We start from the raw sequence: 17,860 nt of genomic DNA, 5'->3' as shown, positions 1-17,860 counted from the left end.
TCTGACCCCAGCATTACGCTGGCAGCGTACCTAACAGCCGCCGCGCGGCAGCCTGCTCCGTCCAGTCATGGGGCACGACAAAACCGCGCGTGCGCTCCACTTCCCAGCCTTCGACATTGTCCACCGTGGCCACCAGCACCGGTTGCGCCAGATCAAACAACTGCGCCTGCAAGGCATCGACATCGAGCACCTCCACGTCGCGCCCTTTGAATGGCGCCAGCCATTGCAAGCGGGGCAGCACAACATAGCGCTGCTGCGGCAATTGGGTTGGCGTGCACCAGAAGCCGTGTCCATGTTCCTGGGAAATGCCGTCCATGGCGGGCGTGGCGCCTGCCGCATAGAACAGCCAGCCCTTGACCAGCGCCTGCGCCGCGCGCACGGGCTGCGCCAGCAGGATTTGCGCGGCCGGATGACGCGAGAGCGCCAATTGCTTGTCGAGAATCTTGCGCATCTTCAAGCCCAGGGTATCGGCCAGGTTGGGACCGATCAAATGGTTGAAAACGCCAGGATCGGGAGCGCCTTCGAGCAGGTAGAACTTGGTGGCGAATTCCCAGTGCAGCAGCTCACTCCCGTCATGCAGCAGGAAATCGAACTCGCCCACCGTCTCGTTGCGGTTCATTTGCACCTGCAAGCCATGCGCAGCCAGCACACCGTGCTGCTCAAAATAAAAGGCCAGCAGCTTTTCAGCATACAGGCCCAGGCGGGAATAGAATTTCGGCCCCAGCGCCGCATCGAGCGGCGATAGATCATCCTGCAGCGCACCCAGCCACGCCGCCACGGCAGGCGTGACGGGCGCGAGGCTGGCGATGCGCCCGCCCCAATGGGAGCTGGCCGGGTCCAGCAAATCGGGCGAGTCGAGCAGCCAGGCCAGCGCACGCACGCGGGGGTGCGTCAAATGTCCCCAGCGGCGCTCGAAGCGGGCCTGGAAGCTGTCGACGGCGGACTCAACCACCGTGCGTGCTTTTCGCCAGGCACAGGTCGGCCCAGGCACGCGCCTTGGCCTTGCCCGTCTCGTCCTGCAGCAATATTTCCGGATGGAAGGTCGCCACGACGGACGCACTGCCCAGCTGGCGCACCTTGCCGCGTACGGGCTTTTCGCCGGGATTGATACCGGCGGCGGCCATCGAACCGAGGGTAACGATGGTGCGCGGCTGCAGCAGGGCCAGTTCGCGGTCGAAGTACGGGCGGCAAGCGGCGGACTCCGATTCAGTGGGCAAGCGTTCCTGCCCGGCCTCGTCGAGCGGACGGCATTTCAGCAAATGCGTGATGTACACATCGCTGCCCGCGTCGATATCGATGGCTTTCAGCATGTTGTCGAGCAATTTGCCCTGCTCGCCCGGCAAGGCGCGCCCTTCCCGTTCTTCCAGGCGCGAGGGGCTGCTGGCCAGCATCAGCCAATCGCCCTGGCGGTCGCCACGGCCCATGACGACGCCCTTGCGCGTCTTGCACAAGTCGCAGCGCGCGCACTTGGCGACGGCCGCCGTCAAGCCATCCCAGTCGAGAGCGGCGATGTCTGCGTCGCTGAACTGTCTGGCGGGCGGCGGTGGCGGCGCATCGTCGAACCAGGCAGTGTCGTCAGGCTCGGCGGCGGGGACTGGCGCCGCGGCAACGGCGACAGGTGCTTCGGCCTGCACCTCGACCTTCGCCTCGGCAGCCACCTCGACGACTTCGGCAACCATCTCTGTGACGACCTCAATCACGGCTTCGGCCACGGGCGCCGTCACGGCCGCTTCCATCTCCACGGGCGCTTCGACGACGGCGTCAACGGTCTCGGGTGCTGCGCCCTGGCGCAAGCGCCACAGGGGGCCGACGCCCATTTCATCGAGGAAAACAGCGCTGCGGCTCATAAGTTAAAACGCATCACGATCGCGTCCTCACGTTGCGAATTGGCCGCCGGATAATATCCCTTGCGGCGGCCTATCTGTTCAAATCCATAGCGCTGGTAAATATCGAGCGCGCGCACGTTCGACGGGCGCACTTCCAGCAGCATCGATTCCATGCCCAGCTGGCGCGCACAGGCGCAGGACTGGTTCAGCAGGAAACGCCCCAGCCCCTGGCCCTGAATGGCGCCCTCGACGGCCACGTTCAGCAAATGCGCTTCATCGACGACCAGCATCAGCAAAAAGTAGCCGAGCAAGGTGCCATCCACGTCGCGCAGCACCCAGGCCGGGTAGCCGCTCTTGAGCGAATCGACAAAGTTGCCATGCGTCCAGGGATGCGGATACACGCGCTGCTCCAGCGCCAGCACTTCGACCAGGTCCGCTTCCTGCATCGGCTGATAGTCGAGGCGCAGCAAGTCCCAGCCTGCAGCGCTGTCCTTGCCCGCTTCCATCATTGCGCCGACTCCGCAGCGGCCTTGGCGGCCTGCATGTCGAGACGCTCGGCACTTGTGTAAGCGATCTTGTTGCGCAAGTACAGAGGCTGCGCCTCGGCCGCCGTCACGAACTGACCGGCCACAAACGCGATGCGCGCCAGCTGCGCCACTTGGACGGCGTGCGGCATGATGGCCGCGTCGGCAGCGGCGGCGCATGGCAGCGCGGCCAGGGCGTCGGCATAGGCGCTAAAACCGTTGCCGCAAGCGGTGACGTCGCCTTGCGGCGCGACGCCGGCCGGCGCGCTCAGGGCCGGCGGCAGCACGGCCTGCAATCCATTTTGATAGTCATATTGCGCCCAGTACACTTCGCCCATGCGGGCGTCGAGCACAGTGACGATGCGTTGCGCGCCATACTGCTGGTGGCACGCGAGGGCCATGGCATCGAGCGTGACGACGGGCACGACGGGAAGATTGGCGCCGTAGGCCAGGCCTTGCGCGATGCCGCAAGCCGTGCGCACGCCCGTAAACGAGCCGGGGCCGGAGCCGTAGGCGATGGCGTCGACGTCCGCCAGGGTCACGCCAGCCTCGGCCAGCAATTCCTGCACCATCGGCAAGATGGATTGGGAATGGGTGCGCACGCCCGACGAGGCGCGCGACAGGACGACATCGCCGCGCAGCAAGGCGCAGGAGGCGAGTTCGGACGACGTTTCAATAGCAAGTAAGGTGGGAAGTAAGGTAGACATAGCGTATTTTACCTTGCCAGGCCCGGTAACGGCATGCCGTGCCGGCCAACAACAGCCCACTTGCACAGCCCGTGCGCGAGGACGGCTATAATAAAAGGCTAAGCTGATTGCTTGACCGGCGTCATTGCGCCATGCCCGGCAATCCATACGCGACACTATCACCCCACTCTTGCCCTGGTCCGCTCCGTGAATCCACTTCTTGCTAAACTGCAACCATACCCGTTTGAAAAGCTGCGCCAGCTGTTTGCCGGCGTGACGGTCAACCCCGAATATGCGCCCATCAGCCTGGGCATGGGAGAACCCAAGCATCCGACGCCGGCCTTCATCGAGCAGGCATTGACCGACAATATCCATGGCCTGGCCAGCTATCCGACCACCATCGGCTCGGAAGCCTTGCGTACCGCTATCGCCGGCTGGCTCGAGCGCCGCTACGGCATCCCCAAGCTCAATCCTGCCACGCAAATCCTGCCCGTGAACGGTTCACGCGAAGCGCTGTTTGCGCTGGCGCAAACGGTGATCGATCCATCGGCCGGTTCGCTCGTGATCAGCCCGAACCCGTTTTACCAGATCTATGAAGGCGCGGCCTACCTGGCCGGTGCCGAACCGTATTTCGTCAATTCCGATCCGGCGCGCAATTTCGGCTGCGACTACGACAGCGTGCCCGCGTCCGTGTGGGAAAAGGTCAAGCTGCTGTTCCTGTGCTCACCCGGCAACCCGACGGGCGCCGTGCTCACCCTGACGGACTGGGAACACCTGTTCGCCCTGTCCGAGCGCTACGACTTCGTCATCGCCGCCGACGAGTGCTATTCCGAGATCTACCACGGCGACACGCCACCGCTGGGCGCGCTGCAGGCGGCGCACATGCTGGGCCTGTCCACCATCGAGCGCCCATATGCGCGCCTGGTCGTGTTTTCCAGCCTGTCGAAGCGCTCGAACGTGCCGGGCATGCGCTCGGGCTTTGTCGCCGGCGACGCGGAAGTACTGAAAAAATTCCTGCTCTACCGAACCTACCACGGCGGCGCCATGAGCCCTGCCGTGCAGGCGGCCTCCGTCGCGGCCTGGAACGACGAAACCCATGTCGAGGAAAATCGCGCCAAGTACCGCGCCAAGTTCGACGCCATCACACCGCTGCTGCAATCGGTGATGGACGTGCAATTGCCGGACGCCGGCTTCTACCTGTGGGCCGACGTCAGCCGCACGGGACTGTCCGACACGCAATTCGCGCAACGCCTGTACGCCGAATATAATGTGACGGTATTGCCTGGCAGTTATCTGGCGCGCGACGCGCACGGCATCAATCCGGGCCGCAACCGCATCCGCATGGCCCTCGTGGCCGAAACGGCCGAAGGGCTGGAAGCCGCACTGCGCATAGTAAAATTCTGCCAGCAGCTTTCCGCATCCGCATCAACCAACTAAATAAACAAGACATCATCATGAGCCAACAACTGCAAACCATCATCGACCAGGCCTGGGAAAACCGCGCCGAAATCAATCCAGGCAACGGCACGGCCGAACTGCGCGACGCCGTCTCCCACGTCATCAATGGCCTGGACAACGGCAGCATCCGCGTGGCCGAAAAAACCACGGGCGACTGGGTGGTCAACCAGTGGGTCAAGAAAGCCGTGCTGCTGTCGTTCCGCCTGGAAGACAACGTCGTCCTGCCATCCGATGGCACGATGCAGTTCTACGACAAGGTCCCGACCAAGTTCGCCAACTACACCAAGGAAGACTTCGCCAAGGGCGGTTTCCGCGTGGTGCCGCCAGCCGTTGCCCGCCGCGGCAGCTTCATCGCCAAGAACGTCGTGCTGATGCCATCCTACGTCAACATCGGCGCCTACGTCGATGAAGGCGCCATGGTCGACACCTGGGCCACCGTCGGTTCCTGCGCCCAGATCGGCAAGAACGTCCACCTGTCCGGCGGCGTCGGCATCGGCGGCGTGCTGGAGCCAATGCAAGCAAACCCGACCATCATCGAAGACAACTGCTTCATCGGCGCCCGTTCGGAAATCGTCGAAGGCGTGATCGTCGAAGAAAACTCGGTCATCTCGATGGGCGTCTACATCGGCCAGTCGACCAAGATCTACGACCGCGCCACGGGCGAAGTCACCTACGGCCGCGTGCCAGCCGGCTCCGTCGTGGTCTCGGGCAACCTGCCTTCGGAAGATGGCAAGTACTCGCTGTACTGTGCCGTGATCGTCAAGCGCGTGGATGCAAAAACCCGCGCGAAAACGGGCATCAACGAACTGCTGCGCGGCATTTAATCACTGCGCTGTGAAGTATCGGTAATACCTGCATGTCCCGCTTCGGCGGGACATTTTCATTTCCACCTAGCAACTTCAATCGTCGCGCAGCCATCGCCCATCCTGTCCTATACTGGATGGCATGAATACACCTCCCGTCCTGATCGTCGGCGCCGGCCCTACCGGCCTCATGCTGGCCTTGCGCCTGGCGCGCCATGGTGTCGATTGCCGCATCATCGACAGGAACAGCGGTCCGGGCCAGGCGTCGCGGGCCATGGCCGTGCATGCGCGCACGCTGGAGTTTTACCAGCAGCTGGGCTTTGCCGACGAGCTGGTCAGCCTGGGCATCAAGATCAATGCCATGCACATCCATGAAGGCGGCGAGGAACTGGTGAAACTGGCGCTGGGCGAGATCGGCGAAGGCTTGAGCCCCTACCCTTTCGTGCTGAGCCTGCCACAGGACGAGCATGAACGCTTTCTCATCAGCAAGCTGGCGGCGGCCGGCGTGCACGTGGAATGGAATGTCGCGCTGGACCTGTGGACGCAGGACGATAGCGAAGTGCAAGCCATCCTGCTGAAAGATGGCGAACGCCAATATTGCACGTTCAACTATATTTGCGGCGGCGACGGCGCCCGCAGCAAAGTGCGCGAAATCGCCGGCTTCGAGTTCTCCGGCGGCACCTACGACCACCTGTATTACGTGGCCGACGCGCAAGTGGCGGGCAAGAATACGGATTTGCACGCCCACCTGGGCGCGAACTCATTTGCGCTGATGCTGCCTGTGCGCACCAGCGGCATGCAGCGCCTGATCGGCATCCTGCCCGACCGCCCCGACGGCGCGCCCGCGCCCGTCTTCGACGATGTGCGGGAACAGGTGCAAACATTGCTCGGCATCGAGGTCGAACACGTGAACTGGTTTTCCACGTATAAAGTGCATCACCGGGTGGCGGCGCAGTTCCGCGAGCGGCGCTGCTTCATCCTCGGCGACGCGGCCCATTTGCACAGCCCCGTGGGCGGCCAGGGCATGAACACGGGCCTGGGCGACGCCGTCAACCTGGCGTGGAAACTGGCGCAAAAACTGCGGGGACAAAGCAACGATGCCCTGCTCGACACCTATGAAAGCGAGCGCATCGTGTTTGCCCGCAAGCTCGTCGCCACCACCGACCGCGCCTTCCAGGCCATCGTCGCGCAAGGCATCGCCGGGCAATTCCTCCGGCGCTGGCTGGTGCCGCACGCGCTGCCCTTCCTCTCGGGCTTCGCGCGGGCGCGCCGTCTGCTGTTCCAGACCGTGTCGCAGATCCAGATCAGCTATGAAGACAGCCCCCTTTCCGCAGGCCATGCGGATTATCTGCGCGGCGGCGACCGCCTGCCGTGGTTTTCCGACGGCACGCAAGACAATTTCACGGCCCTGCGCAGCATGGATTGGCAATTGCACATCTATGGCGAGCCGGCACCCGAACTGCTGGACGAAGCGCGCGTGCTGAAACTGCCCGTGCATTGCTACACCTATAACGTGGCCGCCAAGCTGGCCGGCCTGGGCCGCGACGCGGCCTACCTGATCCGTCCCGACGGCCATATCGCACTGGCCCTGCATCTGCAGGAAAGCGGCGCCCTGCGCGCCCTGGCCTTGCGGCTGGGCCTGCATTTCGGCCCGGCAGAGATGGACAAGGCGGCGCCACGGCCTGTGTAGGGAAAATCACCGGGCTGTGTTGCACTGCCGCATTGACTGCGCATCAACTGTATAATGGCGGCGACCATCGCATTTTTCGCTGGCGCAAGCGCCGCGATCAAGCGAACCGCATTCATTCCCCTTAGCCCTACCCATGACGACCATTACACTCTACGGTATCCCCAACTGCGATACCGTCAAAAAGGCCCGCACCTGGCTGGCCGCGCAGCAACTCGATTTCACCTTCCACGACTTCAAGAAGCAGGGCCTGGAACGCGCTACCGTCGCAGCGTGGCTGCAGCAATTGCCGTGGGATGTGCTGGTCAACAAGAAAGGCACGACCTGGCGCGCCCTGTCCGACGAGCGCAAGGCGTCCACCGTCGATGCGGCCAGCGCCTTGGAACTGATGCTGGAAAACCCGTCCATCATCAAGCGTCCCGTGCTGGACAAGGATGGCCAGTTCAGCGTGGCGTTTTCGGATGCGCAGTACAAGACCATTTTCTCGCTGTAACCCTCTAGTTGACCACCGGAACGATGTTGCCGGCACGACCTTACCCATGACCACCTCCAAAACCCTCGCCCTGACCGAAAAACTGATCGCCCTGTCCTCGGTCACGCCCGATGACAAGGGCTGCCAGCAGCACCTGATCGACATCCTCACGCCGCTGGGCTTTGTCTGCGAAACGATACAGTCGAACGACGTCACCAATCTGTGGGCACGCCGCGGCACGACGGCACCCGTGTTCGTCTTCGCCGGCCATACGGACGTGGTGCCGACAGGCCCCGTCGAGCAATGGCGCTCGCTGCCCTTCATTCCCACGCACCGCGACGGCAAGCTGTACGGCCGTGGCGCGGCCGACATGAAGACGTCGATCGCCGCCATGGTGGTCGCTTGCGAGGAATTCATCGCCGCCACGCCCGAGCATACGGGTTCGATCGCCTTTCTGATCACCAGCGACGAGGAAGGCCCGGCCACGGACGGCACCGTCATCGTCTGCAACAAATTGAAGGAACGGGGCGAGCAGATCGACTATTGCCTGGTGGGCGAGCCGACGTCGAGCGCGCAGCTGGGCGACATGATCAAGAACGGCCGCCGCGGTTCGCTGTCGGGCCGTTTGACGATCAAGGGCGTGCAAGGCCATATCGCCTACCCGCACCTGGCGAAAAACCCGATCCACGAAGCGGCGCAGGCGCTGGCCGATCTGGTCGAGGAAAAATGGGATGCGGGCAACGAGTATTACCTGCCGACGTCATGGCAAATGTCCAACATCAACGCGGGCACGGGCGCCAACAACGTGATTCCCGGCGACATGGTGATCGACTTTAACTTCCGCTTTTCCACGGCCAGCACGGCGGAAAACTTGCAGGAAAGAGTCCACGCCATCCTCGACAAGCATGACTTGCAGTACGATTTGCAATGGACCCTGAGCGGCCTGCCCTTCCTCACGCCGCGCGGCACCTTGAGCGATGCGCTGTCGTCCGCCATCCTCGAAGAAACGGGCCTCACGACAGAGCTGTCGACCACGGGCGGTACCTCGGATGGCCGGTTTATCGCGCAAATCTGCCCCCAAGTGATAGAATTCGGGCCGCCCAATGCCAGTATTCACAAGATCGACGAGCACATCGAACTGCGCCACATCGATCCCCTGAAGAATATTTACCGGCGCACGCTGGAGCATTTGCTGCCCGTCTGAACCAGAATACCGAGGCCCGTCACGGCGGGCCAGAACACCGTCTTTTCGAGAATGCCATGACCCCGAACCCGTTTTCCACGCCACGCGATCTGCTGCGCTACGCCGTTACCCGTTTCAATACCGCCAAGCTGTTTTTCGGCCACGGCAGCGCCGAAGCGTTCGACGAAGCGGCCTATCTGATCCTGCACACCTTGAAGTTGCCGCTCGACAAGCTCGAACCGTTCCTCGACGCCAAGCTGCTGCCGTCGGAAGTGGCCAGCGTGATGAGCGTCATCGACCGCCGCAGCATCGACCGCGTGCCAGCCGCCTACATCACCAAGGAAGGCTGGCTGGGCACCTACAATTTCTACGTGGACGAGCGCGTGATCGTGCCCCGTTCCTTCATCGCCGAGCTGATCCCCGAATACTTCTCGCCATGGGTGGCGGAACCGGAAGCCGTGGAAAACATCCTGGAACTGTGCACCGGTTCGGGCTGCCTGTCGATCATGATGGCCGACGCCTTCCCGAACGCTACCGTCGATGCCGTGGACATTTCCGCCGACGCGCTGGCCGTGGCCAAGCGCAACGTCGACACGTACAAGCTGCAGGGCCGCGTGAACCTGATCGAATCGGACCTGTACGCGAACGTGCCGGCCAAGAAATATGATTTGATCATCAGCAACCCGCCGTACGTGAACTCCGCCTCGATGGGCGCCCTGCCCCAGGAATACCTGGCCGAACCGCAAATCGCCCTCGACGGCGGCAGCGACGGCATGGACCTGGTACGCAAGATCATCGCCGGTGCGGCCGAGCGCCTGACGGACGACGGCATCCTGATGATTGAAATCGGCAACGAACGCGAATACGCGGAAGCGGCCTTCGGCGAGCTGGGCCTGACCTGGCTGACGACGAGCGCCGGCGACGACATGGTATTCCTGCTGACGGCCGAGCAGCTGAAGCTGGTTTGATCGACTTGGCAGGCCGGATGAGCGTAGCGTAATCCGACAAGTGTGCGTGCTGCCCGTCGGATTACGCCCTTCAGGCTAATCCGACCTACCTGAATTTTACGGCGAGGGTTAAACCCCAGCCTCTACAAAGAAAAAAATGATACGTTTCCTACAAGTAAGCCTGATGCGCGGCATCAAACCGTTGCTCGAACAAGTCGACGTCACCCTCAATCCGGGCGACAAGATCGGCCTGATCGGCGCCAATGGCGCGGGCAAATCGAGCCTGTTCGCCATGATGCGTGGCGAATTGCACCCTGACCAGGGCGAGATCGATTTCCCGGCCAAATGGCGCGTGGCTTACGTGGCGCAGGAAACGCCGCCGCTGGACCGTGCCGCGCTCGACTACGCGATCGATGGCGACGTCACCCTGCGCAAACTGGAAGCGGAACTGGCGCGCCTGGAATCGGAGCCGGCCACGTCGGAAAACGGTATCGCCATCGGCGAAATCTACAGCGCGCTGGCCGATGCCGACGCGTATACCGTGCAGTCGCGCGGCGAGCAATTGCTGCTGGGCCTGGGCTTCACCCTGGACCAGATGCAGCAGCCGGTGGCGAGTTTCTCCGGCGGCTGGCGCATGCGTCTGAACCTGGCGCAAGCGCTGATGTGCCCGTCCGACCTGCTGCTGCTCGATGAACCGACCAATCACTTGGATCTGGACGCCATCATCTGGCTGGAAGACTGGCTCAAGCGCTACGCCGGCACATTATTGATCATTTCCCATGACCGCGACTTCCTCGACGAAGTGGTCAACGTGGTCGTGCATATCGACGAGCGCAAGCTGAAACGCTACTCGGGCAACTATTCGAGCTTCGAGCGCCAACGCGCGGCGCAGATGATCCTGGCCGCCGGCGCGCTGGAAAAGCAGCAGCGCAAACGCGCCCACCTGGAATCGTTCGTCAACCGCTTCAAGGCGCAAGCGTCGAAAGCCCGCCAGGCGCAAAGCCGCATGAAAGCGCTGGCGAAGATGGAAGAGCTGGCGCCATTGCGCGCCGCCGCCGAATTCTCGTTCGAATTCCGCGAACCATTGAGCGCGCCGAACCCGCTGCTGGTGATGGAAGACGTCGATGCGGGCTACAAGATCGAGAACGAAGCGACGGGCGCAATCACGCATAAAACCATCGTCAACGGCATCAAGTTTTCGCTGCAGATCGGCCAGCGTATCGGCTTGCTGGGCCAGAACGGCGCCGGCAAATCGACGCTGATCAAGACCATCGCCGGCGAACTGATGCCTTTGAGCGGCGACGCCACCATGGGCAAGGGCTTGAACATCGGCTACTTCGCCCAGCACCAGGTGGAAATGCTGCGCCACGACGAATCGCCGCTGTGGCATCTGGCGAAGATCGCCCCGACCGTGCGCGAGCAGGAACTGCGCAACTTCCTGGGCGGCTTCAACTTCCCCGGCAACATGGTCACCGCCTCGATCGCACCGTTCTCGGGCGGCGAAAAAGCCCGCCTGGCGCTGGCCCTGATCGTCTGGCAGCGTCCGAACCTGCTGCTGCTCGATGAACCGACCAATCACTTGGATCTGGAAACGCGCGAAGCGCTGACGGAAGCGCTGGCCCAGTTCGAAGGCACCCTGGTCGTCGTGTCCCATGATCGCCATTTGCTGCGCGCCACCACGGACGAATTCATCATCGTTGCCGACGGCAAGCTGCAACCGTTCGACGGCGACCTGGACGACTACAAGGACTGGCTGTTCAAGACCAAGCTGGGCAAAGGCACGGACGTGCTGCCGGCCGCAGGCAAGGCCAACAAGACCGACTTCCCCGTGACGTCTTCCGTACCTTCGCCGGTAGCCGCCGCCCCTGCCGCGCCCGTGCGCGACAAGCGCAAGGAAGCGGAAGAGCGCCAGAAAACGGCTGCCCTGCGCAAGCCGATCGAAAACAAGATCAAGCGTCAGGAAGAGCAGATCGCCAAGCGCAATGCGCAAAAGGCGGAAACCGACGCCAAGCTGGGCGAGCCGACCATCTATGACGCCGCCAACAAGGCGAAATTGAAGCAACTGCTGGCCGACCAGACCTTCTTCACCAAGGACCTGGCGCAGCTGGAAGCGGAATGGCTCGATCTGCAGGATCAGCTGGAAAAGCTCGGCTAATCAAGTAGCGACAAAAGACGACTCATGGGTCGTCTTTTTTTACGCCGCCTGCATGGGGCTGGGGCTGCGGATCGCCATCAGGCGGTCGATGTCGACGAGGATCAAGCGGCGCCCCGCCAGCGTGCCCAGGCCCAGCAGGTAATCGGCTTCCGCCTCGCCCAGGCCCGGCACGGTGGCGATGTCGCCGGGCGCCAGGCTGACGATATCGGTGACGCCATCGACCACCATGCCCATCACGCCATTACTCAGCTGCAGGATGATCACGTCGGTGGCCGGGTCGGGCGCGCCGTGGGCGCTGCCGAACGCGGCGCGCATGTCGACGATGGGAATGATCACGCCGCGCGAGACGGCCACGCTGTGCAGCACTTCCCCTTCCGAGGAAAAGCGGTCGAGTTCCTTCAGCGGACGCAATTCCCGCACGCAGCGGTAATCGAGGCCATATTCCAGGCCGCCCAGCCGGAAGCTCAAGTACTGCGTCAGGGATTGCGCGGTTGCGGCGCCAGGCGTGGTCGTGGGCTGCATGGTGTTCCTTTCATCCGGTAAGCGCTGCCAGGATGCGCAGTGGCGCAACGTTGGCCCCATGCTAACCAGCATCACCACAGGCGGCGTTGAGAAACATCAACTTTCCCGGTAGGCGGCATCGGCTGGCCGCCCGGCCCTTGCGCCGGCGCAGCCATCTTCCCTTACAATACCCACATCATTCCCCCACAGGCAGGCCATGCAACACCTCGTCAACCCCGCTGAAGTTGAATTTTCCGCCATCCGCGCCCAGGGCCCGGGCGGGCAGAACGTCAACAAGGTCTCCAGCGCCATCCATTTGCGCTTCCCCATCGCCGCCTCGTCGCTGCCGGAAGCGTACAAGGAACGGCTGCTGGCCCTGCGCGACAGCCGCATCAGCAAGGATGGCGTGCTGGTGCTCAAGGCGCAGCAGTCGCGCAGCCAGGAGCAGAACAAGGAAGAAGCGTTGCGGCGCTTGCAGGAAATCATCGACAGCGTGACCTTCCTGCCCGCCGTGCGCCGCGCCACCAAGCCCACGCGCGGCTCGCAGCGGCGCCGCCTCGACAGCAAGAGCACGCACAGCGTACTCAAGCAATCTCGCGGCAAGGTCACGGACTGATTACGGCGGCGGCTGGTAAGTCCAGTCCAGGCTGCCCGTGCTGTCCGCAAACACGGGCTGCGTGGCCGGCGTGGCGCTGCGCAGCAAGGCCTTGATTTCTTTTGGCGGCCGGTCGTAGGCCTTGGCCGGCCCGGGCGGCACGACCAGCGCGCGCACCGTCGTCTCGCCATCGACCAGGCCCAGGGTGCAGCGCGACTGGCCCGCCGTCGCCTGCCGCTCCTGGCGCACTTGCTCCACCAGCGCCAGCATCTGCGCGTGCAGGATTTCCGACTGTTTTACCTCCACGCGCAAGCGCGCCACCTCTTTCAGGACGGGAGCGATGCGCGCGGCCAGCTTGTCGTACTGCAGCTGTTGCGCTGGCTGCAGCTGCAATTCGCCGCGCCGCAGCTGGCCCGCCAGGGTCAGGTAATTGCGCACCTCGGGCAATTGCGCGATGGCATCGATTTCCTGCTGGCGTTTGTGCTGCACCTGCAGGTAGTGCGCCGCCTTCGTCAGGCTCTCGGCGATCTTTTGCTCCAGCGCACTCAGGTCGGGCACGAGGGGAAACAGCAGCATCTCCACCTGCTTGCGGGGACCGGCGCTGCCGATGCGGATGGTGCGCGCCGCCACGGCGCAGCCTTCGGCCAGCTCGATGACGACCTCATCGGCAATGATCTCGCAATTGCTGGCGCTGTCGATCACCACGCGCGTGCCGGCGATGACGCAGCTTTCCGCGCGTTTTACATGCACTTCACCGTTCAGCGCCTGCAGCACGGAACCGGAAGCGACGCCCTCGACGCGCACATCGCCATGCGCATTGAACGCCGAGCCACCCACCAGGTTACGGTGTAACAAGATCAAGCCGCCATGCGAGTGCAGATGGCCATACACGTCGCCATGGATGGTGATGTCGCTGCCGTCGAGCTGGCGCTGCTCCTGCACTTCGCCGTACTCCTCGTAGGCGGCGCGCAGCTTCAGATTGCCCGTGGTGCGGCTGCTGACGCCTTCGCGGCTGACGATCTTGTTTTCGATCGCCATCTTGCCGTGCTCATCGACATTTACATAGCCATCCTGGGTGGCAACGAGGAAATTGCCATCGCTGAAATGCTCGACCGCCGTGCCTGGCCCCGCCACCGTGGCCAGGTCCAGTTCCTGCGGCGCGGGCGGCGGCAGCGCCTTGCCGGCCAGGTCGTAGCCGGGCAAGCCGGGCGTACCCGGCAGCAGACGCAGCAGGCGCGCGTGTTTTTTCACTTGCGGAAAGCGGTTCTTGAAACTGAGCAAATCGAGGCGGCCATCGGAGCGTTCGCGCGGCGCATCGTCGCGGTGGATGCCTTGCGACACTTCAACGAGCTGGGCGTCCCGGCCCGGCTGCGGCGGCAGCACCCGCGCCACCGTGATGCGCTCGGCCTTGCCGCTGGCGAGCATGGCGCGCACGGCCGCGCTATCGATACCGTAGTGCACGCCCTTGCACCACAGGTCCGCCACCAGCTCGTCAAACTCGCGGCGCGCCGGCACCTGGCCATCCGCGTCCGCAGGCAAGGCTTCAAAGTAAAACTCGGCGCTGTCGCCACGGATCTTGATCTGTTGGTACAGCGCGCGGCGCGGGGGCGGGAATGGCGCCACGCGCACGGCGATGCGCAGCAAGGCGTCGCCCTTGGGCGCGGCACGGGGGACAGGAGCGTGAAACAGGGTCAGCAGGAACAAACCGTAATCGAGACCGGCCAGCAGCTGGCCCGACTGGAACAGCTGGTCGACGGCGGCGCGCAGCTGCGCCGGCGCCAGCGACAGGTCCAGGAACACGCCGTCGTCGCGCTGGAGCAGGCCGAGCGGCAAGCCGCCTGCGGGGGCCGCATCCGGAACCGGTGTGTCGTCGTCGCTCACCACTTGCCTCCCCCAGCAACAATGTCAGAGAATTACCTCATTGCGTTAGAACAATATCACGGGGAATGGCCGTGTGCCTGACTCGGCAATAATGTTGGTGGCCAAATGCAGACAGGGCCATGTCTTGCGAGATGGCCCTGTCGGATGGGGTGCGCGGTGCCTAGCGGCGCGGCGGATTCGAATAGATGTCCTGGCCCACTTCGTTGATCTGGCGGCGCAGGTCGCGGCGTTCGTCGGGCGTCATGCGGCCCGTGCGGCGCGAAGCGTCGGCGCCTTCGTTGGCGCGGCGCTGCTCTTCGACGCGCGTGTCGAAACTGCGTGCGTCACGCTGTTCGCGCAGTCGCGTATCATTGCTGTTGCTGCGCTGTACCTGTTCATACCGCTGGGCCTGCATTTGCTGCTGGTCGTCACGGCGTGGCGGCGGCTGGTTTTGCGCCGACGCCAGGCTGGCGGCAAACACGGAACATACGGCAAATGCGGACAGCACAACTGTACGTGCGGCAATAGCTGCGCTGGGAGCGGCGTGAATTTTTTTAGTAAAGATATTCATTGAGTTCCTCTTCCGCGATGCCGTATAAACTAAAGCTGATTTCCACTGTGGCCCCAGTGTATGATGCTTTACACGGTGCAGTAAGAGTAATTGGGTAAAGTTTGTAACACTTTGTAATGGGTCGCCACAGCCCCTTGCCGACGCCGCGCGAGGCGTTACTATAGCAACTAATATAAGATAACACGACACCTGAAATGACCACAACCTCCACTACCGGCAGCAATACAACAACGCAATCGATCCACGGCCACCAGGCAAAAATCATGGTGGTCGATGACGATGTGCGCCTGCGCGACCTGCTGCGGCGCTACCTGACCGAACAGGGCTTCAACGTCTTCACGGCAGAGAGCGCGACGGCCATGAACAAGTTGTGGCTGCGCGAACGCTACGACCTGCTGGTGCTCGACCTGATGCTGCCCGGTGAGGACGGCCTGTCGATCTGCCGCCGCCTGCGCGGCGCGGGCGACCAGACGCCGATCATCATGCTGACGGCCAAGGGCGAGGACGTGGACCGCATCGTGGGCCTGGAAATGGGTGCCGACGATTACCTGCCGAAACCGTTCAATCCGCGCGAACTGGTGGCCCGCATCGGCGCCGTGCTGCGCCGCAAGGGTCCCGATGAAATCCCGGGTGCGCCGTCGGAAACGCCGCAAACCTTCGAGTTCGGCGACTTCGTGCTGGACCTGGGTACGCGTACCCTGAAAAAGAATGGCGAAACGGTGCCGCTGACGACCGGTGAATTTTCCGTGCTGAAAGTGTTTGCCCGCCATGCGCGCCAGCCGCTGTCGCGCGAGAAACTGATGGAACTGGCGCGCGGCCGCGAATACGAAGTGTTCGACCGCAGCCTGGACGTGCAGATTTCGCGCCTGCGCAAACTGATCGAACCCGATCCGTCGAGCCCGCTGTTCATCCAGACCGTGTGGGGTCTCGGTTACGTCTTTATTCCGGACGGACAGCCGCGCTGATCGCAGGCGAGGCATGATGAAGCTTGTTCCCGATATCAGCCTGGCGCGGCTGAAAAGCGGCCTGTTCTGGCGCACCTTTTTGCTGCTGGGTACTTTGACCACCGTCAGCATGATCACCTGGATCGGCATGATTTCCGTCATCCAGCGCGAGCCGCAGGCGCAGCAGATTTCCGCCCAGATCATTTCCGTCGTCACCATCACGCATGCGGCACTGACGCACTCGGCTCCCGAACTACGGCGCGAGCTGCTGTTCGACCTCGTCAGCAATGAAGGCATCCGCATCTTCTCGCTGGAAGAGGACGACCGCATCGAGCCGCCGCCCGACAATTATCTGATGCCCGAGATCGAGGCGCTGGTGAAGGCCAAGCTGGGCAAGGACACGCGCTTTTCCGCGCGCGTCAATGGCGTGGCCGGCTTCTGGGTCAGCTTCAAGATCGACGACGACGAGTACTGGCTGATGCTGGACCGCGAGCGCCTGCGCGGCCTGACGGGCTTCCAGTGGCTGGGCTGGGCCAGCCTGGTGTCCCTGCTGTCACTGCTGGGTGCTGCCATCATTTCCAGCCTGATCAATCTGCCGCTGTCGCGCCTGACGGCGGCCGCGCGCGACATCGCCAAGGGCAAGCAGCCGGCGCCACTGCCGGAAAAAGGCCCGATCGAAATCATCGAGGCGAACCGTAGCTTCAACCAGATGGTCGATGATCTGAAACAGGTGGAATCGGACCGCGCCGTGATTTTGGCCGGCATTTCACACGACTTGCGCACGCCGCTCGCGCGCATGCAGCTGGAAGTGGAAATGGCCAACCTGTCGGACGAGGCGCGCGAAGGCATCCAGTCCGATATCGGGCAAATGGACGCCATCATCGGCCAGTTCCTCGACTATGCCAAGCCGACGGAAACGTCGAGCTTTACGGACGTCGACCTGAGCGGCTTGCTGGGCGACATGACGCGCGAAGCGATGCGCCTGCCGGACGTGAAGATCAACGCCACCATCGCCGACGGCGCGCATGCGATGGGCAACCCCACCGACTTGCGCCGCGTATTGAACAACCTGATCGAGAATGCGCGCCGCTATGGCAAGACGCCCGGCAGCGACATGACGGAAATCGACATCGCCTGCCAGGTGCGCACCAGCCACGGAGCGAAAAAGGTCATCATCGAGGTGCAAGACCATGGCACGGGCGTGCCGGCGGAAAAGATCGAGCAGCTGATGAAGCCGTTCACCCGCCTCGACACGGCGCGCGGGCAGGCAAATGGCGCCGGCCTGGGCCTGGCCATCGTCGACCGCGTGCTGCTGCGCCACGGCGCCGAATTACAGGTGCGCAACCGCGAAGGCGGCGGCCTGGCGTTTCAGATCAGCTTGCCAGCGGTGTAAAAATAATCGCGCCTGCTCGCTCCGGTGTTTGCACCAGCGGTGCGGGCGGTGTAGGTCGGGTTAGCGCGAACCGCGTAATCCGACAAGAACAGCCAACAATGTTGTCGGATTACGGCCTTCCGGCCTCGGCGGCCCCGCCTAATCCGACCTTGTATTATTCCCTTCATGCCGTTCGTGATATTGCGAACGGTATCGACCGCTGTCAAAATCTTGGTAGGCATATCAAGACCGGGTAACTGGATGCCGTATCCGCCC

General features: G+C 63.2%; 18 protein-coding genes. 10 read left to right on the top strand and 8 right to left on the bottom strand.

Going from position 1 to position 17,860, the window contains the following annotated elements:
- Window positions 1-13: 13 nt before the first annotated feature.
- The 4 genes from ACQ4WO_RS16575 to tsaB are packed head-to-tail and all read right to left on the bottom strand — an operon-like array spanning window position 14 to window position 3,057.
- On the bottom strand, window positions 14-952 hold the full coding sequence (locus ACQ4WO_RS16575) for a DUF1853 family protein (RefSeq protein WP_436482382.1): 939 nt from the start codon (window positions 950-952) through the stop codon (window positions 14-16).
- Complete coding sequence (locus ACQ4WO_RS16570; RefSeq protein WP_436482381.1) at window positions 945-1,847, bottom strand: uracil-DNA glycosylase; 903 nt, start codon at window positions 1,845-1,847, stop codon at window positions 945-947. Before ACQ4WO_RS16570 ends, ACQ4WO_RS16575 begins: the two co-directional genes overlap by 8 nt.
- Window positions 1,844-2,332, bottom strand: a complete 489-nt coding sequence (gene rimI / locus ACQ4WO_RS16565; protein ID WP_436482699.1) for a ribosomal protein S18-alanine N-acetyltransferase — start codon at window positions 2,330-2,332, stop codon at window positions 1,844-1,846. Before rimI ends, ACQ4WO_RS16570 begins: the two co-directional genes overlap by 4 nt.
- Window positions 2,332-3,057: a tRNA (adenosine(37)-N6)-threonylcarbamoyltransferase complex dimerization subunit type 1 TsaB gene (gene tsaB / locus ACQ4WO_RS16560; RefSeq protein WP_436482380.1), complete on the bottom strand. Its 726-nt coding sequence runs from the start codon at window positions 3,055-3,057 to the stop codon at window positions 2,332-2,334. Before tsaB ends, rimI begins: the two co-directional genes overlap by 1 nt.
- 186 nt (window positions 3,058-3,243) lie before the next feature.
- On the opposite strand from tsaB, the gene dapC reads away from it, so the two are divergent.
- From dapC to ACQ4WO_RS16525, 7 genes are all read left to right on the top strand, one after another.
- The gene (gene dapC, locus ACQ4WO_RS16555; RefSeq protein WP_139089867.1) at window positions 3,244-4,473 is read left to right on the top strand and encodes a succinyldiaminopimelate transaminase; all 1,230 of its coding nucleotides are present in this window, start codon (window positions 3,244-3,246) and stop codon (window positions 4,471-4,473) included.
- A 17-nt stretch (window positions 4,474-4,490) separates the two neighbouring features.
- Window positions 4,491-5,318, top strand: a complete 828-nt coding sequence (gene dapD, locus ACQ4WO_RS16550) for a 2,3,4,5-tetrahydropyridine-2,6-dicarboxylate N-succinyltransferase (RefSeq protein ID WP_046683916.1) — start codon at window positions 4,491-4,493, stop codon at window positions 5,316-5,318.
- 121 nt (window positions 5,319-5,439) lie between these two features.
- On the top strand, window positions 5,440-6,987 hold the full coding sequence (locus ACQ4WO_RS16545) for an FAD-dependent oxidoreductase (RefSeq protein WP_436482379.1): 1,548 nt from the start codon (window positions 5,440-5,442) through the stop codon (window positions 6,985-6,987).
- A 133-nt stretch (window positions 6,988-7,120) separates the two neighbouring features.
- A complete protein-coding gene (locus ACQ4WO_RS16540; protein ID WP_319992842.1) occupies window positions 7,121-7,477 on the top strand; it encodes an ArsC family reductase in 357 nt (118 codons plus the stop codon).
- 46 nt (window positions 7,478-7,523) lie between these two features.
- Window positions 7,524-8,660: a succinyl-diaminopimelate desuccinylase gene (dapE, locus tag ACQ4WO_RS16535; protein WP_230518026.1), complete on the top strand. Its 1,137-nt coding sequence runs from the start codon at window positions 7,524-7,526 to the stop codon at window positions 8,658-8,660.
- A gap of 56 nt (window positions 8,661-8,716) precedes the next feature.
- Complete coding sequence (gene prmB / locus ACQ4WO_RS16530; RefSeq protein ID WP_436482377.1) at window positions 8,717-9,607, top strand: 50S ribosomal protein L3 N(5)-glutamine methyltransferase; 891 nt, start codon at window positions 8,717-8,719, stop codon at window positions 9,605-9,607.
- 136 nt (window positions 9,608-9,743) lie between these two features.
- Window positions 9,744-11,741 carry an ATP-binding cassette domain-containing protein gene (locus tag ACQ4WO_RS16525; RefSeq protein ID WP_436482376.1) on the top strand — a complete coding sequence of 666 codons (1,998 nt, stop codon included), beginning with the start codon at window positions 9,744-9,746 and terminating at the stop codon, window positions 11,739-11,741.
- A 39-nt stretch (window positions 11,742-11,780) separates the two neighbouring features.
- Here ACQ4WO_RS16525 and ACQ4WO_RS16520 read toward each other — a convergent pair whose 3' ends face one another.
- Window positions 11,781-12,263, bottom strand: coding sequence for a chemotaxis protein CheW (locus tag ACQ4WO_RS16520; protein ID WP_436482375.1), 483 nt, complete (start codon window positions 12,261-12,263; stop codon window positions 11,781-11,783).
- Between the two features lie 196 nt (window positions 12,264-12,459).
- Here ACQ4WO_RS16520 and arfB point away from each other — a divergent pair, with 196 nt between their 5' ends.
- Entirely contained in the window at window positions 12,460-12,858 is a 399-nt protein-coding gene (gene arfB / locus ACQ4WO_RS16515) for an alternative ribosome rescue aminoacyl-tRNA hydrolase ArfB (protein ID WP_436482373.1), read from the top strand.
- On the opposite strand, the gene ACQ4WO_RS16510 is transcribed toward arfB, so the two are convergent.
- Both ACQ4WO_RS16510 and ACQ4WO_RS16505 read right to left on the bottom strand, forming a co-directional pair.
- The gene (locus tag ACQ4WO_RS16510) at window positions 12,859-14,718 is read right to left on the bottom strand and encodes a flagellar assembly protein A (RefSeq protein ID WP_436482372.1); all 1,860 of its coding nucleotides are present in this window, start codon (window positions 14,716-14,718) and stop codon (window positions 12,859-12,861) included. It lies immediately after the preceding gene.
- Between the two features lie 160 nt (window positions 14,719-14,878).
- On the bottom strand, window positions 14,879-15,268 hold the full coding sequence (locus ACQ4WO_RS16505; protein ID WP_436482371.1) for a hypothetical protein: 390 nt from the start codon (window positions 15,266-15,268) through the stop codon (window positions 14,879-14,881).
- Between the two features lie 263 nt (window positions 15,269-15,531).
- Between ACQ4WO_RS16505 and ompR the strand changes: the two genes are divergently transcribed.
- Complete coding sequence (ompR, locus tag ACQ4WO_RS16500) at window positions 15,532-16,233, top strand: osmolarity response regulator transcription factor OmpR (RefSeq protein WP_223278807.1); 702 nt, start codon at window positions 15,532-15,534, stop codon at window positions 16,231-16,233.
- A gap of 13 nt (window positions 16,234-16,246) precedes the next feature.
- Entirely contained in the window at window positions 16,247-17,605 is a 1,359-nt protein-coding gene (locus ACQ4WO_RS16495; protein ID WP_436482370.1) for a sensor histidine kinase family protein, read from the top strand.
- Here the strand turns inward: ACQ4WO_RS16495 and ACQ4WO_RS16490 are convergent.
- Window positions 17,581-17,860 (bottom strand): hypothetical protein (locus tag ACQ4WO_RS16490; RefSeq protein ID WP_436482369.1); only part of this gene is annotated, 280 nt, incomplete at its 5' end. The two genes, ACQ4WO_RS16495 and ACQ4WO_RS16490, sit on opposite strands and share 25 nt — an antisense overlap.

It is taken from the genome of Janthinobacterium aestuarii, assembly GCF_051380835.1.
GTDB lineage: Bacteria > Pseudomonadota > Gammaproteobacteria > Burkholderiales > Burkholderiaceae_D > Janthinobacterium > Janthinobacterium aestuarii.
The sequence above is the reverse complement of the archived record's forward strand: the minus strand, read 5'-3'. Positions and strand labels throughout refer to the sequence as shown.